The organism is Massilia sp. ZL223 (assembly GCF_018119395.1).
Classification (GTDB): Bacteria; Pseudomonadota; Gammaproteobacteria; order Burkholderiales; family Burkholderiaceae_D; genus Telluria.
This window is the reverse complement of the sequence record NZ_JAGPWD010000009.1, coordinates 80,359-104,453: the sequence shown is the minus strand read 5'-3', so window position 1 is coordinate 104,453 and position 24,095 is coordinate 80,359. Positions and strand designations below refer to the sequence as shown.

Here is a 24,095-nt window from a genome sequence, read left to right as displayed (position 1 = left end):
TACGGCCGAATCAACGTCGTTGTTATTAATTTTGAAGCCCTGCCTTCAAGTCAAACGAGTTCTGGAGAGATGTCTTATGCACGCAGCTTCGCGTTGAGCTTGTTCTTCGCGGCCTCGGCCAATGCACCCATGATGGCGTCCACGGCGTCGTCCTGCAGCGTCGATTGAGTATCTTGCAAGCTAAAGCGGAAAGCAAGACTTTTTTCATCCGTCTCCAGGCCCTTGCCGCGATATTCATCAAACAAAACAATGCCTTGCACGATCTTGCCAGCGGCGTTGGCGGCCAGCTCGGCCTGGAAGGCGTCGAGCACGGCCTGGGCCGCCACGTCCTGCTTGACCACCAGCGCCAGGTCGCGCGTGGCGCCCGGGAACTTGGAGATCTCGGCATAGCTCGGCACCTTGCGCTGGCGCAGGGCTTCGGCATCCACCTCGAACAGCACCGGGGCCTGCGGCAGGTCGTACTTCTGCAGCCAGCGCGGATGCAATTCGCCGATGAAGCCGACCACCTTGCCGTCCAGCTCGACGACGGCGCTGCGGCCCGGGTGCAGGGCCGGATGCTCGCCTTTCACGAAGCGCGGGACGCGCGGCGCGAACAGGGCTTCCAGGTCGGCCTTGACGTCGAAGTAGTCGACCGCACGGGTCTTTTCGCCCCACTGCTCGTCCACGGCCGGGCCATAGGCGATGGCGGCGACGCGCTTGGGCTGGTCGAAACCGGCCACCGCCAGCGGGCCGTCCACGGCTTGCGGGTTGCGGTGGAACACGGCGCCGACTTCGAACACGCGCACGCGGCCGGCCTTGCGGTTGACGTTGTAGCGCACGTTGGCGACCAGGCTGCCGATCAGGTTCGAGCGCATCACGCTCATCTGGCTGGCGATCGGGTTCTGCAGGCGGATCGGCTCGGCGTTCGCGGCGAAGTCCTGCTCCCACTGGGCTTCCACGAAGCTCATGTTGACCACTTCCTGGTAACCCAGGTCGGCCAGCTCATGGCGGATCGCGAACAGCGAGCGGGTGTTTTCCGGCTCGATCAGCATCGCGCTCGGCGCCACCGGCGGCAGGGTCGGGATGTTCTCGAAGCCGTAGACGCGCGCCACTTCCTCGATCAGGTCTTCCTCGATCTCGATATCGAAGCGGTAGGTCGGCGAGGTCACGCTGAACACCCCCGGTCCGTCGCCACGGGCTTCATGCGTGAACGGCAGCTGCAGGCGGGTGAAGATGTCGGCCACGACTTCATCGGTCAGGGGCACGCCGATCACCTTGGCGGCGCGCGCGGTGCGCATGGTCACGGGCTGGCGCTGCGGCAGGTTGACGATCTGGTCGTCCAGCGGGCCGACCCTGGTATCGCCGGTGCCGCAGATTTCCACGATCAAGGAGGTGATGCGCTCGATGTGCTCGGGGATGGTCGCGTAGTCGACGCCGCGCTCGAAGCGGTGCGCGGCATCGGTCGAGAAGTTGTAGCGGCGCGCACGGCCCTGGATGGCGTTCGGCCACCAGAATGCGGCTTCCAGGTAGATGTCGGTGGTGTCGAGGGACACGGCCGTCGAGTCGCCGCCCATGATGCCGGCCAGGGACTCGATTTCCTTGTCGTCGGCGATCACGCCGACCCACTCGTCGATCTCGATGGTGTTGCCGTTCAGGAGCTTGAGCTGTTCGCCCTTCCTGCCCCAGCGGACATCGAGGCCGCCGTGGATCTTGGCGAGGTCGAACACGTGCGAGGGACGGCCGACTTCCAGCATGACATAGTTCGAGATGTCGACCAGGGCCGACACCGAACGCTGGCCGCTGCGCTCCAGGCGGCGCTTCATCCACTCCGGAGTGGCGGCGCGCGCGTTCAGGCCGCGGATGATGCGGCCGGCGAAACGGCCGCACAGGTCCGGGGCCGACACCTTCACCGGCAGCTTGTCGTCGCTGGTCACCGGAACCAGGCGCGTGGTCGGCACGTGCAGCGGCGAACCGGTCAGGGCGGCGACTTCGCGCGCCACGCCCAGCACCGACAGGCAGTCCGCCTTGTTCGGGGTCAGCTTGATGGTGAACTTCAGGTCGTTCAGGCCGAGGTAGTCGCGGATGTTGGCGCCCACCGGCGCGTCGGCCGGCAGTTCCATCAGGCCGCTGCTCTCTTCCGAGATCTTCAGTTCCTTGGCCGAGCACATCATGCCCTGCGACTCGACGCCGCGCAGCTTGCCGACCTTGATTTCGAAGGGCTTGCCGTCGGCGCCCGGCGGCAGCACGGCGCCGGCCTTGGCGCAGATCGCCTTCATGCCGGCGCGCACGTTCGGCGCGCCGCACACGATGTTCAGCAGGGTGCCGGTGCCCACGTCCACCTGGCAAACGTTGAGGCGGTCGGCGTCCGGGTGCTTGGCCACTTCCTTGACTTCGGCCACCACCACGTTCGAGAACGGGGGCGCGACCGGTTCCACTTCTTCCACTTCCAGGCCGGACATGGTGAGCAGGTGCGACAGTTCGTCCGAATTCATCTTCGGATCGACCATGGAACGGAGCCAGTTTTCGGAGAATTGCATAATCTTCTTCTTCGAGGGGTTTAGTTGAACTGCTTGAGGAAACGGAGATCGCCTTCATAGAAGAGGCGAAGGTCGTTGATCCCATAACGCAGCATCGTCAGGCGCTCGAGGCCGGAGCCGAACGCGAAGCCGATGAACTTTTCCGGGTCCAGGCCGAAGTTGCGCACCACGGTCGGGTGCACCTGGCCGGCGCCCGAGACTTCCAGCCAGCGGCCCTTCAGCGGACCGCTGCCGAAGGCGATGTCGATTTCGGCCGAGGGTTCGGTGAACGGGAAGTAGGACGGACGGAAGCGGACCTGCAGGTCGTCGGTCTCGAAGAAGGCCTTGACGAAGTTCAGGTACACGCCCTTGAGGTCGGCAAAGCTGATGTCCTCGCCGATCCACAGGCCTTCGACCTGGTGGAACATCGGCGAGTGGGTGGCGTCGCTGTCGACGCGGTAGGTGCGGCCCGGCGCGATCACCTTGATCGGCGGGGTGTGGGTGCGCGCATAGCGCACCTGCATCGGGCTGGTGTGGGTACGCAGCAGCAGCGGCTTGCCCTGGCTGTCGCTGCCCTCGATGTAGAAGGTGTCCTGCATCGAACGCGCCGGGTGGTTTTCCGGGCTGTTCAGTGCGGTGAAGTTGGTCCAGTCGGTTTCGATCTCGGGGCCGTCGGCCACGTCGAAGCCGATGGAGCGGAAGATCTGCTCGACCCGTTCCCAGGTGCGCATCACCGGGTGGATGCCGCCCTTGGCGCGGCCGCGGCCCGGCAGGGTCACGTCGATGGCCTCGAGGTTGAGGCGGGCTTCGAGGATGGCGTTGGCGAGCGCGTCGCGGCGGCCGGTCAGTGCCTGTTCGATTTTTTCTTTGGCGGCATTGATCAGGGCGCCCTGCGCCTTGCGCTGCTCGGGATCCAGCTTGCCCAGACCCTTCATCAGGTCGGTGACCTGGCCGGTCTTGCCCAGGTACTTGGCTTTTGCATTTTCGAGCGCGGCGGCGTCCGCTGCGGCGGCAAAGTCAGCCTGGGCCGCGACGACGAGTTCTTCCAGCGAGTTCATGCTTATTCTTTTCCTGTTTAGAGTGGCAGGAGCCACAATCAAAAAACGGGGCACAGGTTTGACCCTTGCCCCGCTCTTTTTCGCACGGCGTTGCCGCCGTGCTGGTCTTGCTAGCTAACTGACTGAATTAGGCAGCCAGCTTGGCCTTGACTGCGTTGACAATCGCGGCGAATGCCGGCTTGTCGTGCACAGCCATGTCGGCCAGGACTTTACGGTCCAGTTCAATCGCGGACTTCTTCAGGCCGTTCATGAATGCGCTGTAGGTCATGCCGTGCGAACGCGAAGCCGCGTTGATACGGGTGATCCACAGAGCGCGGAAGACGCGCTTCTTGTTGCGGCGGTCGCGGTATGCGTACTGGCCAGCGCGCATGACTGCTTGCTTGGCAATACGGAATACTTTGCTGCGACGGCCACGGTAGCCTTTAGCAAGTTCAAGAACCTTCTTGTGACGGGCACGTGCAGTAACCCCACGTTTAACTCGAGGCATGGTAGCTCCTTTTGTGTGAGATTAAGCAGATGGCATCATGCGGTAGACGCTTTGGACGTCCGACGCATTGATGTTACGGGTGCCGCGCAGCTGGCGCTTGTTCTTGGTGGTCTTCTTGGTCAGGATGTGACGCTTGAACGCCATGCCCGACTTGACGGTACCGCCCGGACGCACGCGAAAACGTTTTTTCGCGGAGCTCTTGGTTTTCATTTTTGGCATAGTCATCTGTCCTTTTATGGACAGCCTCATATGTACGACAGGATTGCAGGTGGCAGCGACGCTGCTCTTAGATGCCTACTTTCACTTGTCCTGCAGCGAGAGCGAGCTCGCTACAACCTGCTTCTAAAAACAGGAACCGTCGATTCTAGCACAATTTGCGCGCAAGGGAAGGCGGCATCTGCAACACCGCCCTCCCCGCTCAGGCCGTCATCGCGTCGATCAGGGTATCCGTGATCGGATAGCCGGACTGGCGCTCGAAGCCGATGAACATCGGGCTGGGATTCGCCTCCAGGAAGAAATACTCGCCCTCCGGGCTGCGGCGCCAGTCGATCGCGGTCCAGCGCAGGCCCAGGACGCGCATGATGGATGCGGCGGCGGCGGCCACCTCGGGCGGCGTCGCGATGGGTGCCGCCCTGGTCTCGCGGTCGGCGCGGAAATCGATTTGCTCGCTATGCAACTCGGCCGTGAAGCACTGGTCGCCGATGACATAGGTCCGGACGTTGGTCCCGGGGATGAATTCCTGCAGGGTGATCGGCGCCTGCTTCAGGGCCTTGGCCAGGTGCTCGCCGGCCAGGTGGTGCGCGGTGATGCGCTGGGTATGCGAACCGCCGTAGACCGGCTTGAAGATCAGTTCCGGCACCATCTTGGCGAAGGCCAGGATGTGCTGCGCATCGTTGCCGACATAGGTGCGCGGAATCCGCACCCCTTCCCTGGCGACCAGGCCCAGCTGATGGGGCTTTTCCTGGTGCGACTGGTAGGCCTCCCAGCTGTTGAACCAGCGGGTCTGGTTGTTCATCTGGAACCAGGACCGCATGCAAGCCATGCTGTCGTAATAGGCGATGTCCGCCGGGGTGCCGCGCGTCGCCCTGGTCGACTCCGCCTCGACGCCGCCGAAGTTGCGCCAGTAGACCGAGCCAATGCCTTCCAGGTCGATGCTGCTCCCGTCCTCCAGGCGCAGGGAGCCGAGGGAACGGCCCGGAAACAGGCTCATGGCAAATGCGGATGGGAAGACATGGGTTTGAATCAAGGCGGCGTGGTGTCCGCGTGCGGTGAGGCGTGCCATCATGTGTTGCGCATGCGGATCACGCGCATGGCCGAGTACCAAGTGTTTCATAGAATTTCGAGACGGAATAAATAGCGCCTGCGCTTTGTTGCAGTGGCGTTAGCAAGGGGGAGAGCCGATGGGCTGCGCGCTGCAAGGCCGGGCTGGCGCCCCCCCCGCCCGCAAATCGGCGCCGCCGCCGGTACTGGGCGGCGGCGCACGGACGCAGGCTGACGATCAGAAAGTCAGGCCTTCGAGCGGAATACCCGGCTCCGGGAACGGCATCTCGGGGAAGCAGCTGCCGCTCTCACCGTCTTCGGCGGTGACCATGCCGGCCGAAAACGTGCCGGGAACGAATTCGACATTACCGCCAGAAACTGCTTCGATTTGCTGCTCAGTCAGGGAAAACGGATGCATTTTTAACTCCTCATGTTTTTATTCGTGGGCGCAGATATGCCGGACACATTATCCGTTTCCGGTAATACCAAGGAAAAACAGCACCGAACATGTGTACGGTGCCGAAAACGGATCCTACATGGCCAGCAAGGGCGAATTACATAATGTAATTGGCCGGATCGAATGGTCCGCCAGCTTCGCCGATAGCGTAGGTGATAACAGGATTCGGCCAGCCGTAGCCGCCCATGCCGTCATTGGTGAAATCGTCGTAATAGTGAATATCCAGGCGGCCGCCGGAAACGGCATCGACCTGTTCTTCAGTCAGCGAAAAAGGATGCATTTATGTCTCTCTCTTATCGATCGCGAGGCGGATTGACCGCCCCTGATGCGCGCCGATAAGGCAGCTCCGCCCCGCATTCGGCGCATGCCCTGACGAATGTCGGCGGGAACGGACCGGCCATACCGGCAGCGCAGAATTACATCATGTCGTAGACCGGGTAGGAGCCGCCGGCTTCACCAATACCCCAAGTCAGGATGCAGGGCGAGCCGATGGTGCCGTAGCCGCCGTTGAGATGACGGGCGATTTCGTCTTCGATATACGTACCTGCGCCGGACACGGCGTTGATTTGTTCTTCAGTCAGCGAAAAAGGATGCATTGTTCTCTCTCTTGATTTAATGATGCGTACCAGGTCGGAGCGTATGCTCAGGCAATGTCGTCCACGTACGGGTTGTACGGAAGCGGGCCGCCCGGGATGATGATCGGCATTGGGGTTCCGGCGCCGGCGATCAGTTCGATCTCTTGGGTATTCAGGGTTTGCATGGCGATCCTTGCAGGAATGGTGCACACGATTGTCTAAAAAATGGAACGTCCGACGATGGGACGAACCGGACGCCGGCCGGCACGCTCCTCACCCACGTCATGTGGGCAGCACAGCGCGCGGCCGGCGCGCTGCCGATCAGGCCAGCGAAGGCTCCGGGTAGCCGCCGCCTTCTTCGCCGATCGCCATGGTGGTCTCTTCGCCCGGAGTTTTCGGGAACGGTGCGATCGGGGTCAGCGGGTTTTCGATGATGACGTCCTCGAAGCGGAAGCCACCGCCGATCTGGGCCAGAACTTCGTCATTTAAAGCAAATGGGTGCATAACTTTCCTTGTCTCATTCAATTGATTATATTTCGCCCAATTCGCCATTCAGCTTGAAAGGGCGAGCTGAATATAACAAGCACCCAATTGACCCACAACAGAAAATGTTGCGATTACTCGCCATGCGTTAATTTTATTGATTGCGAATATCCTTCAAGCATTCCGCGATAGAATTCGATAGAAAGAGCCTGGAAAATCAAAGATCCTTTTATCGCCGAAATGCCATATTCACGTCCCTGATCCGTGAAATATCATGCGGCATACATATTTCAAAGAGAAAATAAGCAAGCCAGCCGGAGAAATCCGGCATGAGAAAAATTCAGAGGGTGAGATTTGAAAACCGCGCGCGCGGCCGCCGCGTGAACGCTGCATCAGGTTCGCGACAAGAGAGACGAGGAAAGACGCCACACCGCAGGAGGGAGGCCGGGGCGCAGCGAGAACGGCCGGCGGCACGTACCGCTGGAAAGGAATCGAAAGGAGGAGTGAAAACGAAATCGATGCAGAAAACGCAAAAACCGGCGCGGACCGCGGCAAACGCCACGGTCCGAATCCGGTCCTGACTTCTACACTGAAGGAAGAATTACTTCTTCTTCTTCGGCGCGACCACCATGATCATCTGGCGACCTTCGAGCTTCGGGAACTGCTCGACCTGGCCATAAGGCTCCAGATCACCGCGCAGACGCTCGAGCATGCGCATACCGATGTCCTGGTGCGCCATCTCGCGGCCGCGGAAACGCAGGGTGATCTTGGTCTTGTCGCCCTCTTCCAGGAACTTGATGAGGTTGCGCAGCTTGATGCTGTAGTCGCCTTCATCGGTGCCCGGACGGAACTTGATTTCCTTGACCTGGATGACCTTCTGCTTCAGCTTGGCTTCGTGCGCCTTCTTCTGTTCCGAATACTTGAACTTGCCGTAGTCCATCAGGCGGCAGACCGGAGGAACCGCGTTCGGCGCGATCTCCACCAGGTCCACGTTCGCTTCTTCAGCCAGGCGAAACGCTTCTGCCAGGCTCACAATGCCCAGCGGCTCGTTGTTGACCCCGTTCAGACGCATTTCGGGGTGGGTGATCTCGCCATTGATGCGATTCTGCTTGTCAGTAGCTATGTTGTTTCCTTTGAGAATATGAAGTTCGGCCGGGATTATTTCGTCTTGGCGGCGACTTCGCCTACCAGACGCTCCACGATCGCATCGACGGACATCACGCCCAGGTCGACATTGCCGCGGGCACGCACGGCCACAGTGTTGGCATCCCGCTCCTTGTCCCCGACAACGAGGATATAAGGCAGTTTTTGGACGGAATGCTCGCGTATTTTATAGGTGATCTTCTCGTTCCGCAAATCAGCGTGGACGCGCAGGCCGGCTTTGCGCAGCTGGGCTTCGACTTGTTTGACGTAATCGGCCTGGGCATCCGAGATATTCAGGATGGCCACTTGCACCGGCGCCAGCCACAGCGGCAGCGCCCCCGCGTAGTTCTCGATCAGGATGCCGATGAAGCGCTCCATCGAGCCGACGATCGCACGGTGCAGCATGACCGGGACCTTGCGGGTGTTATCTTCGGCGACGTATTCCGACCCCAGGCGGCCTGGCATCGAGAAGTCGACCTGCATGGTGCCGACCTGCCACGGACGGCCGAGGCTGTCCTTCAGGTGGTACTCGATCTTCGGGCCATAGAAGGCGCCCTCGCCCGGCAGTTCGGTCCAGCTCACGCCGCAGGCGCGCAGCGCCGAGCGCAGCGCTTCCTCGGCCTGGTCCCACACCTCGTCCGAGCCGATGCGGCTGTCCGGGCGCAGGGCGATCTTGACGTCGATGTTCTCGAAGCCGAAATCGTCATAGACTTCCATCGCCTGGGCGTGGAAGGCGGTCACTTCGGCCTCGATCTGCTCTTCGGTGCAGAAGATGTGGCCATCGTCCTGGGTGAAGCCGCGCACGCGCATCAGGCCGTGCAGCGCGCCCGAGGACTCGTTGCGGTGGCACTGGCCGAATTCGCCGTAGCGCAGCGGCAGGTCGCGGTAGGAACGCAGGCCGGCGTTATAGATCTGCACGTGGCCCGGGCAGTTCATGGGCTTGAGCGCGTACGAACGGTTCTCCGACTCGGTGGTGAACATGTTGTCGCGGTAGTTTTCCCAGTGGCCGGTCTTTTCCCACAGGCTGCGGTCCAGGATCTGCGGCGCCTTGACTTCGCTGTAGCCGTTGACCTGGTACTTGGTGCGCATGTACTGCTCCACCTGCTGCCAGACGGTCCAGCCCTTCGGGTGCCAGAAGATCAGGCCCGGGGCTTCTTCCTGGAAGTGGAACAGGTCCAGCGCCTTGCCCAGTTTACGGTGATCGCGTTTTTCCGCCTCTTCCAGCATGTGCAGGTACTGCTCCTGCTCTTCCTTCTTGGCCCAGGCGGTGCCGTAGACACGCTGCAGCATCTCGTTCTTGGAGTCGCCGCGCCAGTAGGCGCCGGCCAGCTTCATCAGCTTGAAGACCTTCAGCTTGCCGGTCGAGGGCACGTGCGGGCCGCGGCACAGGTCGGTGAACTGGCCTTCGCTATACAGCGACACGTCCTCGTTGGCCGGGATCGAGGCGATGATCTCGGCCTTGTAGTCTTCGCCGATCGACTTGAAATAGGCCACGGCTTCGTCGCGCGGCAGCACCTTGCGGGTGACCGGCTCGTCCTTCTTGGCCAGCTCGAGCATCTTCTTTTCGATCGCCTGGAGGTCTTCCGGGGTGAACGGACGCTTGTACGAGAAGTCGTAGTAGAAGCCGTTCTCGATGACCGGGCCGATGGTGACCTGGGCTTCCGGGAACAGTTCCTTGACCGCATAGGCCAGCAGGTGGGCGGTCGAGTGGCGGATGACGTCCAGGCCTTCCGGATCCTTGTCGGTGACGATCGCCAGGTCGGCGTCGTCCTCGATCAGGAAGGAAGTGTCGACCACCTTGCCATTGACCTTGCCCGCGAGCGCGGCCTTGGCCAGGCTCGGGGCGATGTTCTGGGCCACCTGGGCGACCGTGACGGGACCGTCAAATTGACGGTTGGAACCATCGGGAAGTCGAACGTTCAGCATGCTGTTCTCCATTCGTGGCGCAGGCGCCGGTGAGATTTGATGAATTGGAACTTGGAAAATTGTACAGACGAAAAAAAACGCGGACTAGCCGCGTTTTTCCGTTGTGTTGAGCAAAAGCACACCCCTTCGCGTCTAGCGATTCCCCCACAACCAGGTTGTAGTTCGCGGTGTCATAACCGTGAGTGCCTTTCTCGCTCTTACAGAGTATTTTGGTGGGCGGTGCAGAATTCGAATCTGCGACCCCTTGGATGTCGACCAAGTATTCTAACCAGCTGAACTAACCGCCCGATGCCGCCATTATAAGGATCGGCCTCCCGATAAGCAACCCTCGCACGGAAATACTTGCCTGCCGGCCCCATCCGCCCTCAGAGGACGGCTATGCCTTACACTAGCGGATTGTCCAAACCACCACGCTCCACATGACTTCCCGGCCCGTCGATCCTTCCCACCTGCACGCCCACCTCGATGGCGATGCCAGCCACTCGCACACCATCGAAGGCCGCAGCCAGAAGGCGCTCGGCGTGGCGCTCGGCCTGACCCTGCTGTTCGCGGTGATCGAGGTCGTCACCGGCTTCATCTCGAACTCGCTCGCCCTGATCTCGGACGCCGGCCACATGGTCACCGACGCCGCCGCACTCGGCCTGGCCCTGATGGCCCAGCTGATCGCCAAGCGCCCCCCTTCGGCGCGCCATTCCTTCGGTTTCGTGCGCGCGGAAGCCCTGGCCGCATTCGTCAACAGCCTGGCGATGCTGGCCCTGGTGGGCTGGATCGGCTGGGAGGCCGCGCAGCGCCTGATGCATCCGGAACCGGTGCAGGGCGGCGTGGTGCTGGTGGTCGCCGCCATCGGCGCCGCCATCAACCTGCTGGTCGCCTGGGTACTGTCGCGCGACACCCAGAGCATCAATACCCGCGCCGCCCTGGTCAACGTCATGGGCGACCTGCTGGGCTCGATCGCCGCCATCGCCGCCGGCGTCGTCATCTATTACACCGACTGGTACCGGATCGACCCCATCCTGTCGATCTTCGTCTGCCTGCTGATCCTCAAGTCCACGGTCGGCATCCTGCGCGAGTCCTACCACTTCCTGATGGAAGGCGTGCCGCACCAGATCGACTACCTGGAGGTCGGCAACGACATCGCCGGCATCGAAGGCGTGCTGTCGGTACACGACCTGCATGTCTGGGACATGTCGCCTGGCGAGCCGGCCCTGATCGGCCACCTCGAGATCCGTTCGCTGGAGGAATGGCCCGCCGTGCTGGACGCGGTGCGCGCCATGCTGCGCGCGCGCCACGGCATCGACCACGTCACCCTGCAGCCGGAAGCCGCCGGCGGCAAATCCTTGTAAGCTCGTTCTTACCAGCCGCTGGGGAGCACGCCGATAGTCGGACCGGCCGCGGTCCGGATAATCGGCGCATGGACTTCGACCAGACCGTATTCGACACCCTCATCATCGGCGGCGGCCCCGGCGGGCTTACGGCCGGCATCTACCTGCGCCGCTTCACCCGCAATGTCGCGCTGGTCGACAAGGGCCACAGCCGGCTGAGCTGGATTCCGGTCTCGCACAACTACCCCGGCTTTCCCGAAGGCATTAACGGCAAGGACTTGCTGGAGAACCTGCGCGCCCAGCTCGGCAACTATGGCGGGCATGTGATTCCGGGTGAGATCACCGGGCTGCGCATCGAGGATGGCCTGTTCGTCGGCGACTACCTGAGCCCGGAGGGCGATACGAATCCCTTGCGCGCCCACACCGTGCTGCTAGCCACTGGCGTGGCCGACGCCGGCATGCCGGTCGAGCGCTGGGACGAGGCGGTGGCCAGCGGCGCGGTGCGCCTCTGTCCTGTGTGCGACGGCTACGACGTGATCGACAAGCGCATCGGCGTGGTCACCTCGGAAGTCAATCCGGTCGGCCATGCGCTGTTCATGCGCACCTTCAGCCAGGACGTGCTGCTGTTCGAGCGCAGCGCGGAATCCAGCATCAACGACGAGGAGAGGCGCCAGCTCGACGCGGCCAAAGTGCGCCTGGTCGGCTCGCCGCTGGTGGGCGTCACCATGAGCGAGGACCTCAAGCCGGTGCTGCACACGGCCGACGGCGAGGATTACCCCTGCGACGTCTTCTATCCCATGCTCGGCGAGACCGCCCGCTCCGACCTGGCCGCCTCGCTCGGCGCGCTGACCGTCGAGTGCAGCAAGCTGCTGGTCGACGACCACCTGCGCACATCGGTGCCCGGCCTGTATGCGATCGGCGACGTCACGCGCGGCCTGAACCAGATCGCGGTCGCCACCGGACAGGCGGCGATTGCGGCTACCAACATCCACAACACCCTGCCCTGGGCCCTGCGCTGATCCGCGCCCGGACGGAAGCAGTGGCTCAGCCCGGCGGCAACAGGCGCTCGAGCCGCGCCGGGGCATCCGTCCCAGCCTGCCTGGCGCCGCTGCGCAGGCATTCGACGACCTCGGCCCGCTCGGCGGGCCGCCGCACCACCTGGCAGTTCAGCGAGAGCTGGATCAGGAACATCCGCTCCGGCTCCTGCATGGCGGCGAAATCCGGCCACACCGTTTCCATGCGCGCCAGAGTCGCCTGCTCGGCGCGGCTGCCGGCGAACTTCGCGCCGACGACGCCGAACACGGCCAGCGCCAGGACGATCGCGGCGATTTGCAGCGCCGATGATTTGAAAATGCGCATACGCCCGCCTTCCTAGCGCTGTCCGGACGCCAGCGCGATGCGCTTGCGGATCTGTTCCAGCGCTGCCGTGTCGCCCGCCGCCTCGGCGCGCCGCGCCTGGACGCCGAGCCAGGCCAGCAGCGGACGGCGCCACCCTTGGTTCGAGGCGGTGTCCACCGCCTGCGCGATGCCTTCCGGCGTGATGCGCCCGGCCTTGAACAGCGCGCCCGCCGCCACCATCCGCGCCAGCGGATCGGCGACGGCCGCCAGCTGGCCGCCGGCGAGCACCGGGCGGTGCTGTTCGGGCAGCAGCGCCGCGCTCAAGCCTTGCCAGCGGCCGGCCAGGTAGTCGGCATAGGCGCGCTGCTCCGCCGTGGCGTCCGCCGCCAGCGCCGCGTAGCCGGGACAATCGTCGAACACCAGGCTGGCCGCATGGGCGGCGCAGCGCACCAGCTCGACCTGGGCCACGTGGTCCGGGCGGCCGGTGGCCGTGGTCTCCAGGCGCGCACGGCGGAACTCCGCCTCCGCCGCGGCGCTGTTGCCCTTCAGGTAGTCGTCGGTGAAGGCGTCGAGCGAGCCCTTGGCGTTGGCCTGCCAGTCGGGCGGCAGCGGCTTGCTGCCGCAGCCCGCCAGCAATGCCAGGATCAATACGGGAGCGAGTCTCATGGCAGCTTGATCTCCTGGTTGCTGCGGGCGAAAGGCCACTTGCGGTTGATCTCGTCGACCAGGCGGTTTACCTTGCGCAGGCTGGCGTCGACCTCGCCGCGCAGCGCGCCCAGGTCCTGGGTGGCCACGCGCGCGTTGGCGCCCACGGCCTGGGCCTCGACCAGCACCGCATCCACCTTCTTCAAGGTCTCGCTGGCGTCCTTCAGCACCACGTTGAGCTGCTGGATGGCGGCCTGGCTGTCGTCCATCACGCCGTTCTTGCCGAACACCCGCGTGTCGGCCTTGGCCAGGATGGCGTTCACGCGGTCCAGCGCCTCGCCCAGCTTGCGCGCTTCCTCGTCGCCGCCCAGCACCCCGCCCAGCACGCCGTACTTGCCGGACATGCGGCCGGTCACCGCCTGGATGTTGGCCAGGCTGGCGTTGATGTCGGATTCCGACGCGGTCATGGTCTCGAGGTTTTCCAGCAGCTGGCGCGCGGTGGCGACGATGCGCGGGATCTCGGCGGTGGCGTCGCCGCGCAGTACGGTGCGGGTGGCGTCCGGCGGCAGCGGCGGATCGTTGAGCAGGCCGGTGTAGGCGCGCAGCCGGGTTTCGCCCACGATGCTCGACTCCAGGGTGAACACGCTCGAGGTGCGCAGCCACTTGGCGTCCTTGCTCTGGACGTCGACCAGGATCTGCACCTTGCCGTCCGGGGCCAGGTCGACCTGGCGCACGCGCCCGATCGGGAAGCCGGCGAAGGTCATGTCCATGCCCGGGATCACGCCCGAGGAATCGTCGGTGACCAGGGTCAGGCGCTGGGTCGGCTCGAACACGCCGCGCGCGTACATCACGTACAGCACGAAGCCGGCGATCAGGGCGCCGACCAGCACCAGCAGGATGATGGCCTTGGCTTCGACATGGGCGGGTTCGTCGGGTTGGGCTTCCGTCATGGACTTCCTTCGTTCAGATATATTTGAGTGCGAGCGAGGCCGCCTCGATCACCAATAGCACGAACAGCAGGCGCAGCGCGCCCGGCTGGACGGTGGAGACGACGCGGCGCGGATAACGCTGCAGCTCCAGGATGGCGGCGGTCGGGATCAGGGCCACGGCCAGGCCGAACAGCACGGTCTTGAGCACGAAGCCGGCCGTCACCACCGGCTCGAACACGCGCCCGACCGTGCGGGTGTAGTCGAAGATGCCCCAGGGCGACAGGCCGTAGACGTTCAGGTAGGCCAGCACCAGCATGACGGTGGAGGTGACCATGGCCAGGCTGAGAACCGCGACCGCGTTGGCGATCAGCTGGGGCACCAGGTCGCGCCGCACCCGGCGCAGGGCTTCGTCGCTGGCGGCCTGCGGCGACAACCCGGCGCGCGCCAGGCCCAGGGCCGAGGCGTCGAAGGCCATGCCGGCGCGCAGGGCGACGAACATGGCGGCGGACAGCGGGATGAGTTCGAGCACCAGCACCCGCACCACCATCTCCAGGGCGTAGTGCGACAGGCCATAGCTCTTGGCGGTGACCAGCACGATGCGGATGATCACCAGGCCGACCAGGGCCGAGGCGAGCGTAAACCAGGGCAGCACCTGCCAGGTGCTGGCATAGATGTAGCGCGAGGCCGCGAGCCGGTTGGCGCGGTGATAGGTCGAGGGCGACAGCGCCATCACGACCGCGACCGCGCCCAGGTGGACCATGTACCACCAGCTGCGCAGGTAGCGCGCGACGGCGAGTCCCCAGAGGCTGGGGCGGGCTGCGAGGTTGAGGGTTCGGCGCATGGAACGAATGATACCGGTTTAACAACGGTTTGCGCGGGGTTCGTGGTGCATGGATGCGTTTTGGTGCGCTGCGAACTTGGGCGGAACAATGCCAGTGGCATTGTTCCGGCCTGCGCGGGGATGACGTTCAACAGCTACGGGCATCACATAGCCCCCGCTGCTCTGGCACGTCATCCCCGCGCAGGCGGGGACCCAAGTTTTGCGTGAAGACCCCTACTGCCTCCTCGCCTCCACCACCCCCGACACCTCTCCTATCGCCCCCAGCGCCTTCTGCAACTGCGCCGTCGCCCCGATCTCCACCGTGAACACCATGCGCGCCTGTCCCTTGGCGCTCTGGGTATTCACCCCGGTCACATTGATCTTCTCGCGCGAGAACACCTCGGAGATATCGCGCAGCAGCCCCTGCCGGTCCTGGGCCAGGATGAACAGGTCGACCGGATACACGGTGTCGTTCCCGGCCAGCCCCCATTCGGTCTCGATCACCCGCTCCGGCGCCTTGGCCTGCATTTCGGCGAAGTTCTTGCAGGTCAGCCGGTGGATCGACACGCCCTTGCCGCGCGTGACGAAGCCGACGATCGGGTCCGGCGGCGCGGGCTTGCAGCATTTGGCCAGCATGGTCATCAGGCCTTCGGTGCCCACCACCAGCACGCCCGACTTGGCGCCCTGCTCCACGCTCGAGGCGCGGCTCTTGCTGATGACGGCGGCGTCTTCCTGCGGCGCAGGCTCGCCGCCTTCGTGCAGGGCGGCTTCCACGTGGCGCAGGCTGAACTTCTCCTTGCCCACCTGGATGAACAGGTCGTCCACCTTGGCGAAGCCCAGCTTGTGCGCCAGCGCTTCCAGGTTGACCGCGGTCTTGCCCTCGCGCTGGAGCGACTTCTCGACCAGCGCCCGGCCCTGGGCCAGGGTCTCGGCCAGCTCCTGGGCGTGGAACCAGGCCCGGATCTTGGTGCGGGTGCGGCTCGACACCGTGTAGCCGGGGCTGAGCCAGTCGCGCGACGGGCCCTGGCTGCCGCTGCCGCCCTTGGCCGTGATGATCTCGCAGGTCTGGCCGTTCTTCAGCGGGGTGTTGAGCGGCACCATGACGCCGTCGATCTTGGCGCCGCGGCAGCGGTGCCCGACCTCGCTGTGCAGGTGGTAGGCGAAGTCGATCGGCGTGGCGCCCACCGGCAGCTCCAGCACCCGCGCCTGCGGCGTGAGCACGAAGATGCGGTCGTCCAGGGTCGCGGCCTTGAGCTTTTCCACCCATTCGCGCTGCAGGTCCTCCTGGCCGGCCACGACGTCGGCGACGTCGCTCTTCCAGGCCAGCAGCTGACGCAGCCAGGCGATCTTCTCGTCGTACTTCTGGCTCTTGAAGTTCGACCCGCCCTCTTCCTTGTAGCGCCAGTGGGCGGCGATGCCGTATTCGGCGAAGTTGTGCATCTCCTGGGTGCGGATCTGCACTTCCAGCGGCCGCCCGTCCTCGGCCGTCACCACCGTGTGCAGCGACTGGTAGCCGTTGGGCTTGGGGCGCGAGATGTAGTCGTCGAATTCCTTCGGGATCGGGGTCCAGATGTTGTGCACCACGCCCAGCACGGTGTAGCAGGTCTTCACGTCCGCCACGATCACGCGGAAGGCGCGCACGTCGTACAGGTCGGTGAAGTCGAGCTCCTTGCCGCGCATCTTGTTGAAGATGCTGTAGATGTGCTTGGGACGTCCCGACACCTCGGCCCTGACCCCGGCGGCGGCGAGTTCCTCCTGCAGCCTGGCGATCGAGGACGCCACGAAGCCTTCGCGCTGCATGCGCTTTTCTTCGAGCATCTTGGCGATGCGCTTGTAGGTCTCGGGTTCGATGAAGCGGAAGGACAGGTCTTCCAGCTCCCACTTGAGCTGCCAGACGCCGAGGCGGTTGGCCAGCGGCGCGTAGAAGTCCAGCACCTCGCGCCCGTAGGCGTGGGTGACCTCGTCGAAGCGCTTCTGCTCGGCGAAATAACGCAGGGTGGCCGCGCAGGAGGCCAGGCGCATCAGCACCACGCGCATGTCCGAGGCCATCGCGAGCAGCATCTTGCGCAGGGTTTCCACCTGCTGGGCGGCCTGCTGGGCGGCGTTCTTACCGCTGCCCACCGGGGCCTGGACCGCGGTCAGGTCGCGCAGGCGAATCAGCTGGAACAGTCCGCGCACCAGGTCGGCCACCTCCTGGCCGAAGCGCTCCTCGAGTTTCGCGGCGGCGGCCGGGTCGAGGGTCGCCAGCTCGAACAGCAGGCCGGCGATGCGGGTCTCGGTGTCGGTGCGCAGGTAGGCCAGCGTGCCCGCCACGCCCAGCGAAAACTCGAACGCGTTCTGCCCGGACGTGGCCAGGCGTTCGCCATAGGCGTCGCTGGCGTAGTCGAGCGCGGCGTTCACGCGCGCGCAGTCATCAAGGCTCAATCCCTGGACCAGCTGGGCCCGGGCGTCGCCGAGTGCGGCGGTCGATACCATCCCGGCTTAGCGCAGTGCGGCGGTGATGCAGACCTCCACCAGGCATGCGGGGTTGGCCAGCTTGGCTTCCACGGTGGCGCGCGGCGGGGTATGGCCGTGGGCGACCCATTCGTCCCACACGGCGTTCATGCCGGCGAAGTTGGCCATGTCGGAGATGAAGATCTGGCACATCAGGATGCAGGACTTGTCGCTGCCCGCCTCGCCCAGCAGGCGGTCGACGTGGCCCAGCACCTCGCGCATCTGGCCCTCGATGCCCTGGGCGGTGTCTTCGGCGATCTGGCCGGCCAGGTAGATGGTGCCGTTGTGGATGGCGATTTCGGAGAGGCGCTTGCCGACGTGGATACGTTTGATTTCCATGATTGCTTTCGTAAAGTTGGCTGCTCGGGTCAGCCGGTGAAAAATTCTCGCGCGATGGCGATCTGGGATGCCTGGATGAAGGTGGGAGCGTGGCCCACGCCCGGGATCTCGACCAGGCGCGGCTTGGGTCCGCGCGCGGTCATCTCGGCCGCGGTCTCGCGCGACAGCAGGTCGGAGTGCTCGCCGCGCACCAGCAGGGTCGGGCAGCGGATCGCATCCCAGGCCGCCCACAGCTGGGCTTCGTCGCTGGCGGCGCGCTCGGGCGTGATAGCCTTGAACGGCTGGGCCAGGCCCAGGTCGTAGTGGCGCACCCACTGGCCGTCGGGCTCCTGGCGCAGCACGTCGCTGGACAGCTTGAACCATTCTTCCTCGGTATGCGGGCCGAAGGACATCGAGACCGCCTTCACGTATTCCGCCCCGGCCTCGAAGCTGGGGAAACGAATGTCCTGGCCGATGTATTCGCCGATGCGCTGCATGGCGCCCTGGTCGAGCACGGGCCCGATATCGTTGACCAGCATGCGGCTCACGGGCGTGCCCTCCAGCGAGGCCAGCATCATGCCGATCAGCCCGCCCATCGAGGTGCCGAACCAGTGCACCTCGCGCGCGTCGCCCGGCGCGGTGACGCGTGCGATCAGGGTCACCATGTCGGCCACGTACTGCGGGATCACGTAATGGGACGGGTCGCGCAGCCGCTCGGAGCGTCCGCGCCCGGCGATGTCCGGGCAGACCACGCGGTAGCGGTCGCACAGCGCGCGCGCCAGATGGTCGAAGTCGTCGCCGACCCGGGTGACGCCGTGCACGCACACAAGGACCTTGGGGTTGTGCGGGTCGCCCCATTCCTTGTACGCGACCCGGTGCAGGCCCGCAGGCGAACTGCACTGCACGCTCTTCAAGCTGGGTTCAGACATGGGGCTGCTCCATATAACAAGATTGTTCGCTTCTCTACACTGCAACGCAACATTTTACCGGGCATTACGATTAGAATTCTACCAATTCTGAGGAAGCTTCCCGATCACCCTTCACATTCGCCATAGAGGACACAATGGATTCCAAGATGTTAGTGGGCAAGACAGCTCTCGTTACCGGTTCGACCTCGGGCATCGGCCTGGGTATCGCACGCTCGCTGGCCGAGCAAGGCGCGAATATCGTCTTCAACGGATTCGGCGACGCCCAGCAGATCGAGAAGCTCTACACCGACATCGGCGCGGAATTCGGCGTCCAGACCGCCTACCACAATGCCGACATGTCGAAGCCGGACCAGATCGAGGCCATGATAAAGTTCGCGGCGGACAAGTTCGGCGGCGTCGATATCCTGGTCAACAACGCCGGCATCCAGCACGTGGCGCCGGTCGAGGAATTCCCGGTCGAGAAGTGGGACGCCATCCTCGCCATCAACCTTACCTCGGCCTTCCATACCACCCGCCTGGCGCTGCCCGGCATGAAGCAGAAGAACTGGGGCCGCATCATCAACCTGGCCTCGGTGCACGGCCTGGTGGGCTCGGCCCAGAAGTCGGCCTATGTGGCCGCCAAGCACGGCCTGGTGGGCTTCACCAAGGTCACCGCGCTGGAACTCGCCACGACCGGCGTGACCTGCAACGCGATCTGCCCGGGCTGGGTGCTGACCCCGCTGGTCCAGAAGCAGGTCGACGACCGCGCCGCGCGCGACAAGCTGAGCAACGACGATGCGCGCCGCGCCCTGCTGGCGGAAAAGCAGCCGTCGGGCGAGTTCGTCGCGCCCGAGGAACTGGGCGCGCTGGCCGTGTTCTTCTGCAGCCCGGCCGGCAGCCAGGTGCGCGGCGTGGCCTGGAACATGGACGGCGGCTGGGCGGCGCAGTAAGTTAGCGCGCCCCGGCTGAGTTCGCTATGATGCGGTCTCGATAACAACAACGAGACCACCACCATGCGGACCTGGGCACAGTCGCTGCTTCTAGTTTCCTCCCTCTTCTGCGCCGGACTGGCCCACGCGGCAGACCGGCGCCCCATCCTGATCACCCCCGAACGCGTCTGGACCGGCGACGGCGCGCCCGAGCGCGGCTGGGCCGTGCTGGTCGCGAACGGCCGCATCGCGGCCGCCGGCCCGGCCGACAAGCTCCAGGCGCCGCAGGACGCCGAACGCATCGACCTGCCCGGCAAGACCCTGATCCCGGGCATGATCGACCTGCACTCGCACGTACTGCTGCACCCGTATAACGAGACCACCTGGGACGACCAGGTGATCAAGGAACCGGTCGCCTACCGCATCATGCTGGCCGCGAAGCATGCCGCCGACACCCTGCAGGCCGGCTTCACCACCCTGCGCGACCTCGGCACCGAAGGCGCCGACTACGCCGACGCCGGCATCAAGCGCGCCATCGAGGAAGGCGTGGCGCCGGGCCCGCGCCTGCTGATCGCCACCAAGGCCATCGTCGCCAGCTACAGCTACGGCCCGGCCGAAAAGAGCTACCGTCCCGACATGGAGCTGCCCTACGGCGCCCAGCCTGCCACCGGCATCGACGAAGTGACCAGGGCGGTGCGCGAACAGTCCGCGCGCGGCGCCGACTGGATCAAGTTCTATGCCGACTACCGCACCGGCGTCGACGGCAGCGCGCGTCCGACCTTCACGATGGACGAGATGAAGGCCATGGTCGCCGCCGCCCATGTCACCGGCCGCAAGGTCGCGGCCCACGCCAGCAGCGACGACGCGATCCGGATGGCGGTGCTGGCCGGCGTCGACACCATCGAGCACGGCTATGGCGCATCGGAAGCCACCTTCAAGCTGATGAAGGAGCGCGGCGTCGCCTATATCCCGACCTTGACGGCGCCGGAAGCGATCGGCGAATACTTCCAGAAGCACGTGCGCGGCGGCACACCGACGCCGTCGATGCAGCAGGCCCACGACGCCTTCCGCCTGGCGCGGCGCCTGGGCGTGACCATCGGCCACGGCAGCGACGTCGGCGTGTTCGCGCACGGCACCAATGCGCGCGAGCTGGCCTGGATGGTCAAACTCGGCATGACGCCGCTCGAGGCGATGCGCTCGGCCACCAGCGTGGCGGCGGGCATCCTCGGCAAGTCGAAGGAGCTCGGCCAGATGAAGCCAGGCATGCTGGCCGACGTGGTGGCGGTCGACGGCGATCCGACCGCGGACATCGGCGCCTCGGCCAAGGTGAGCTTCGTGATGAAGGGCGGCGCGGTCTACCGCCGTCAATAGCTGTGTGCGCCAGTAGAACACCTCCACTCCAGAACTGCCCAAACCGACATGAAGACTCCAGCATCACTCCTGCTGTTACTGGCACTCGCGTCGACCGACGCGTCCGCATGCAGCTGCGTCGCCCGGACCCTGGATGATTTTATCGCCAACTCCGACTCGATTCATGTCGCCCACCTCCAGCAGGCCAAGCTGGTGAAGGGCGGAAGCGGTCGAGAGTGGCCAAGTGTCGAAGCCAGCTTCGAGGTCCGCAACACCTTGAAAGGCAAAGCACGCACACGGAAGCTGACCCTCAAGACGGGTATGGGAGGCGGCGATTGCGGCATACCGATGACGGTCGCGGAGACCTACATCCTGTTCCTGGAGAAGGGCCAGACCGAGATAGGCATCTGCGATGGTTCGGGTCCCATGTACGGCTTGGAGGAGGACGAGGTCAGCGCGAAAGTGAAAGCGGCCATGGCGAAACGTCCTGCGAGTTCACGCAAGCAGTAGCTCATCCAAAGGCAGCGCCGGCTGCCCGCGCAAGGACGCGCTGGATGCGGAATACGGCGGATGTGGACGCGTCGAGACTCGCGTAGCGCCTACGTAGTTCCCCTTATCGGCGCTGGCGTTTGGCCGGATCCGGGTCGCTTCCCGCTTGCGGATTTCCACAATAGCTATGCATGCGGGATTCAACGAAGATGGCACGACCACCAACCTCGTTGAAGAGTTGTCATGAAAAAGCCTTTTTACAAAATCCTGTATGTCCAGGTGCTGTTCGCCATCTTCGTCGGCGTACTGCTCGGGGTGTTCCACCCTGAACTGGGCACCAAGATGAAGCCATTGGGAGACGGCTTCATCAAACTGATCAAGATGATCATCGCTCCGGTGATTTTCTGTACCGTCGTCGCCGGTATCGCCGGCATGCAGGACATGAAGAAGATCGGCCGCGTCGGCGGCAAGGCGCTGCTCTACTTCGAGGTCGTATCGACCTTCGCGCTCGCCATCGGCCTGGTTGTGGCCAACGTCGTCAAGCCGGGCGCCGGCTTCAACGTCGATCCGGCCCACCTGGATACCAAGTCGATCGCGCAGTACACCGAGAAGGCGCACAGCCAGAGCACGGTGGACTTCATCATGAACATCATCCCGAACACCTTCGTCGATGCCTTCGCCAAGGGCGACATCCTGCAGGTGCTCCTGATCGCCATCCTGTTCGGCTTCTCGCTGTCGATGATGGGCGAACGCGGCCGTCCGGTCACCAAGCTGATCGAAGACTTCTCGCACGTGATCTTCGGCGTCGTGAACATCGTCATGAAAGTCGCCCCGATCGGCGCCTTCGGCGCGATGGCCTTCACCATCGGCAAGTACGGCCTCGATTCGCTGCTGCCGCTGGCCAAGCTGATGGGTTCCTTCTACCTCACCTGCTTCCTGTTCGTGGCCGTGGTGCTGGGCGCCATCGCCAAGATGACCGGCTTCTCGATCTTCAAGTTCATCTCCTACATCAAGGAAGAACTGCTGATCGTGCTGGGCACCAGCTCGTCCGAAAGCGCCCTGCCGGCCCTGATGCGCAAGCTGGAAAAGCTGGGCTGCTCCAAGCCCGTGGTGGGCCTGGTCGTGCCGACCGGCTACTCGTTCAACCTGGACGGCACCAACATCTATATGACGATGGCGGCCCTGTTCGTGGCCCAGGCGACCAACACCGACCTGACCCTGACCCAGGAACTGACCATCCTGTTCGTCGCCATGCTGACCTCGAAGGGCGCGTCCGGCATCACCGGCGCCGGCTTCATCACCCTGGCTGCGACCCTGGCCGTGGTGCCGACCATCCCGGTGGCGGGCATGGCCCTGATCCTCGGCATCGACCGCTTCATGAGCGAATGCCGCGCCCTGACCAACTTCGTCGGCAACGGCGTGGCGACGGTGGTGGTGTCGAAGTGGGAGAAGGAACTCGATGTCAGCCGCATGGACGAAGTCCTGAACGGCCGCCTCGCCATCGAGGACGACAAGAGCCTGAAGGAAGTACGCGAAGCGGCCTGATCGCCTGCGCCCTCCCCGAAAAGACCGCACCCGAGGGTGCGGTCTTTTTTTATGGCGCTGTCCGCGTTAAGTGTAGAAATTGAACTGCCGAGTTCCGTCCTTGTCCAAATGTCGTTAATCGATGTCGACGGCGGAGGGCGGAAATGGAAGGCAGGCGATTCACGAAGTGGTTGCGGCAACTCCCGTTGCTTTCCAAAAATCAGCGCGGCAGACTCCTGGAGATACTGGCGCCGGCGCTCGGACTGGACCGGCTCTGCGAAGCGATCGAAGGAATGGACGGGCCGGCGCCCTGCTGCCCGGCGTGCAAGGCCGAGCGGCCGTATCAGCATGGCCGGAACCGCGGCCTGCAGCGCTATCGCTGTCGCGCGTGCGGCAAGACCTTCACCGCCCTGAGCGGCACGCCGCTGTCGCGCCTGCGCCATCGCGCCAAATGGCTCGATTACCTCGACAAGATGCTCGACGCCAACAGCGTCCGCGCGGCGGCCAAGGCGGTCGGCGTGCACCGGAACACGAGCTTTCGCTGGCGCCACCGCTTCCTGGAGCTTGCCAAACACGACAGGCCGCAGCGCCTGAACGGCATCACCGAAGCCGACGAGCTGTTCCTGCTCGAATCGCAAAAGGGCTCGCGCGAGCTGAACCGCCCGGCGCGCCGGCGCGGTGGGGTGGCCTCCACGCGCGGCATCTCGCACGAGCACGTTTGCGTCCTGGTTGCCCGCGACCGCACCGGGCAAACACACGATTTCGTCACCGGCCGGGGCGCGGTGACGAAGAAGCAGTTGTTCCGGCATCTACTGCCCGTGCTCGATCCGGACGTGCTGCTGGTGACCGATGCGCATGCCGCCTACCGGGCCTTCGCGCGCGAAGCCGGCATTTCTCACGAATGCGTCAACCTGCGCGCCGGCGAGCGCGTACGCGGAGCGATCCATGTACAAAACGTGAACGCCTACCACCGGCGCTTCCGGCAATGGCTGGCGCGCTTTCACGGCGTCGCCTCGCGTTACCTGCCGAACTACCTGGGCTGGCAATGGGCGCTGGACGGCGCGCGCATCGCTTCGCCTGAGCGATTCCTACGAGCGGCGATGGGCCTCTTCCACACGTAACAGCGACAGCGCCTTTTTTATGCGT

Annotated in this window: 25 protein-coding genes and 1 tRNA gene; 7 read left to right on the top strand and 19 right to left on the bottom strand. The window is 64.4% G+C overall.

What is annotated here, in order from left to right; translation table 11 throughout:
• Positions 1-74: 74 nt before the first annotated feature.
• The 12 genes from pheT to KBW95_RS08545 all read right to left on the bottom strand — a co-directional run bounded on the left by pheT (position 75) and on the right by KBW95_RS08545 (position 10,171).
• On the bottom strand, positions 75-2,516 hold the full coding sequence (gene pheT / locus KBW95_RS08600; protein ID WP_211527986.1) for a phenylalanine--tRNA ligase subunit beta: 2,442 nt from the start codon (positions 2,514-2,516) through the stop codon (positions 75-77).
• Between the two features lie 20 nt (positions 2,517-2,536).
• A complete protein-coding gene (gene pheS / locus KBW95_RS08595) occupies positions 2,537-3,553 on the bottom strand; it encodes a phenylalanine--tRNA ligase subunit alpha (RefSeq protein ID WP_211527985.1) in 1,017 nt (338 codons plus the stop codon).
• 127 nt (positions 3,554-3,680) lie between these two features.
• Positions 3,681-4,040: a 50S ribosomal protein L20 gene (gene rplT / locus KBW95_RS08590; RefSeq protein ID WP_211519450.1), complete on the bottom strand. Its 360-nt coding sequence runs from the start codon at positions 4,038-4,040 to the stop codon at positions 3,681-3,683.
• A gap of 21 nt (positions 4,041-4,061) precedes the next feature.
• Positions 4,062-4,259, bottom strand: a complete 198-nt coding sequence (gene rpmI / locus KBW95_RS08585; protein WP_056135342.1) for a 50S ribosomal protein L35 — start codon at positions 4,257-4,259, stop codon at positions 4,062-4,064.
• A gap of 199 nt (positions 4,260-4,458) precedes the next feature.
• Positions 4,459-5,250 carry a RimK family alpha-L-glutamate ligase gene (locus KBW95_RS08580; protein WP_211527984.1) on the bottom strand — a complete coding sequence of 264 codons (792 nt, stop codon included), beginning with the start codon at positions 5,248-5,250 and terminating at the stop codon, positions 4,459-4,461.
• Positions 5,251-5,538: 288 nt separating this feature from the next.
• Positions 5,539-5,718 (bottom strand): hypothetical protein, encoded by a 180-nt coding sequence (locus KBW95_RS08575; protein WP_211524318.1) that lies wholly within the window; start codon positions 5,716-5,718, stop codon positions 5,539-5,541.
• 136 nt (positions 5,719-5,854) lie between these two features.
• Positions 5,855-6,037 (bottom strand): hypothetical protein, encoded by a 183-nt coding sequence (locus KBW95_RS08570; RefSeq protein ID WP_211524319.1) that lies wholly within the window; start codon positions 6,035-6,037, stop codon positions 5,855-5,857.
• A gap of 136 nt (positions 6,038-6,173) precedes the next feature.
• Positions 6,174-6,353 (bottom strand): hypothetical protein, encoded by a 180-nt coding sequence (locus KBW95_RS08565; RefSeq protein ID WP_211527983.1) that lies wholly within the window; start codon positions 6,351-6,353, stop codon positions 6,174-6,176.
• A 300-nt stretch (positions 6,354-6,653) separates the two neighbouring features.
• Complete coding sequence (locus KBW95_RS08560; protein ID WP_211524321.1) at positions 6,654-6,836, bottom strand: hypothetical protein; 183 nt, start codon at positions 6,834-6,836, stop codon at positions 6,654-6,656.
• 580 nt (positions 6,837-7,416) lie between these two features.
• A complete protein-coding gene (infC, locus tag KBW95_RS08555; protein WP_373888775.1) occupies positions 7,417-7,956 on the bottom strand; it encodes a translation initiation factor IF-3 in 540 nt (179 codons plus the stop codon).
• A gap of 17 nt (positions 7,957-7,973) precedes the next feature.
• Positions 7,974-9,884, bottom strand: a complete 1,911-nt coding sequence (thrS, locus tag KBW95_RS08550) for a threonine--tRNA ligase (protein WP_211527982.1) — start codon at positions 9,882-9,884, stop codon at positions 7,974-7,976.
• Between the two features lie 210 nt (positions 9,885-10,094).
• Positions 10,095-10,171: transfer RNA gene (locus tag KBW95_RS08545), tRNA-Val, on the bottom strand.
• A 132-nt stretch (positions 10,172-10,303) separates the two neighbouring features.
• Here KBW95_RS08545 and KBW95_RS08540 point away from each other — a divergent pair.
• Together KBW95_RS08540 and KBW95_RS08535 are read left to right on the top strand one after the other, a co-directional pair.
• Positions 10,304-11,227 carry a cation diffusion facilitator family transporter gene (locus KBW95_RS08540; RefSeq protein ID WP_211527981.1) on the top strand — a complete coding sequence of 308 codons (924 nt, stop codon included), beginning with the start codon at positions 10,304-10,306 and terminating at the stop codon, positions 11,225-11,227.
• 68 nt (positions 11,228-11,295) lie between these two features.
• Complete coding sequence (locus tag KBW95_RS08535) at positions 11,296-12,225, top strand: NAD(P)/FAD-dependent oxidoreductase (RefSeq protein WP_211527980.1); 930 nt, start codon at positions 11,296-11,298, stop codon at positions 12,223-12,225.
• Between the two features lie 25 nt (positions 12,226-12,250).
• Here the strand turns inward: KBW95_RS08535 and KBW95_RS08530 are convergent, their stop codons facing one another.
• The 7 genes from KBW95_RS08530 to KBW95_RS08500 all read right to left on the bottom strand — a co-directional run bounded on the left by KBW95_RS08530 (position 12,251) and on the right by KBW95_RS08500 (position 18,678).
• The gene (locus KBW95_RS08530) at positions 12,251-12,565 is read right to left on the bottom strand and encodes a hypothetical protein (protein WP_211527979.1); all 315 of its coding nucleotides are present in this window, start codon (positions 12,563-12,565) and stop codon (positions 12,251-12,253) included.
• A 12-nt stretch (positions 12,566-12,577) separates the two neighbouring features.
• Positions 12,578-13,210 (bottom strand): hypothetical protein, encoded by a 633-nt coding sequence (locus KBW95_RS08525; protein ID WP_211527978.1) that lies wholly within the window; start codon positions 13,208-13,210, stop codon positions 12,578-12,580.
• Positions 13,207-14,139, bottom strand: a complete 933-nt coding sequence (locus KBW95_RS08520) for an MlaD family protein (RefSeq protein ID WP_211527977.1) — start codon at positions 14,137-14,139, stop codon at positions 13,207-13,209. Before KBW95_RS08520 ends, KBW95_RS08525 begins: the two co-directional genes overlap by 4 nt.
• 13 nt (positions 14,140-14,152) lie before the next feature.
• Positions 14,153-14,959, bottom strand: coding sequence for an ABC transporter permease (locus KBW95_RS08515; protein WP_211524328.1), 807 nt, complete (start codon positions 14,957-14,959; stop codon positions 14,153-14,155).
• Between the two features lie 213 nt (positions 14,960-15,172).
• Positions 15,173-17,413 carry a bifunctional (p)ppGpp synthetase/guanosine-3',5'-bis(diphosphate) 3'-pyrophosphohydrolase gene (locus KBW95_RS08510; RefSeq protein WP_211527976.1) on the bottom strand — a complete coding sequence of 747 codons (2,241 nt, stop codon included), beginning with the start codon at positions 17,411-17,413 and terminating at the stop codon, positions 15,173-15,175.
• A 6-nt stretch (positions 17,414-17,419) separates the two neighbouring features.
• Entirely contained in the window at positions 17,420-17,770 is a 351-nt protein-coding gene (locus tag KBW95_RS08505; RefSeq protein WP_211527975.1) for a RidA family protein, read from the bottom strand.
• A 29-nt stretch (positions 17,771-17,799) separates the two neighbouring features.
• Complete coding sequence (locus KBW95_RS08500) at positions 17,800-18,678, bottom strand: alpha/beta fold hydrolase (protein WP_211524331.1); 879 nt, start codon at positions 18,676-18,678, stop codon at positions 17,800-17,802.
• Between the two features lie 134 nt (positions 18,679-18,812).
• Between KBW95_RS08500 and KBW95_RS08495 the strand changes: the two genes are divergently transcribed.
• From KBW95_RS08495 to KBW95_RS08475, 5 genes are all read left to right on the top strand, one after another.
• Positions 18,813-19,607, top strand: coding sequence for a 3-hydroxybutyrate dehydrogenase (locus tag KBW95_RS08495; protein ID WP_229429629.1), 795 nt, complete (start codon positions 18,813-18,815; stop codon positions 19,605-19,607).
• Between the two features lie 63 nt (positions 19,608-19,670).
• Positions 19,671-20,957 (top strand): amidohydrolase family protein, encoded by a 1,287-nt coding sequence (locus KBW95_RS08490; protein WP_211527974.1) that lies wholly within the window; start codon positions 19,671-19,673, stop codon positions 20,955-20,957.
• 48 nt (positions 20,958-21,005) lie between these two features.
• Complete coding sequence (locus KBW95_RS08485) at positions 21,006-21,446, top strand: hypothetical protein (protein WP_211527973.1); 441 nt, start codon at positions 21,006-21,008, stop codon at positions 21,444-21,446.
• A gap of 222 nt (positions 21,447-21,668) precedes the next feature.
• Positions 21,669-22,970 (top strand): dicarboxylate/amino acid:cation symporter, encoded by a 1,302-nt coding sequence (locus KBW95_RS08480; protein WP_211524334.1) that lies wholly within the window; start codon positions 21,669-21,671, stop codon positions 22,968-22,970.
• 143 nt (positions 22,971-23,113) lie between these two features.
• A complete protein-coding gene (locus tag KBW95_RS08475) occupies positions 23,114-24,070 on the top strand; it encodes an IS1595 family transposase (RefSeq protein WP_211527972.1) in 957 nt (318 codons plus the stop codon).
• Positions 24,071-24,095 lie beyond the last annotated feature (25 nt).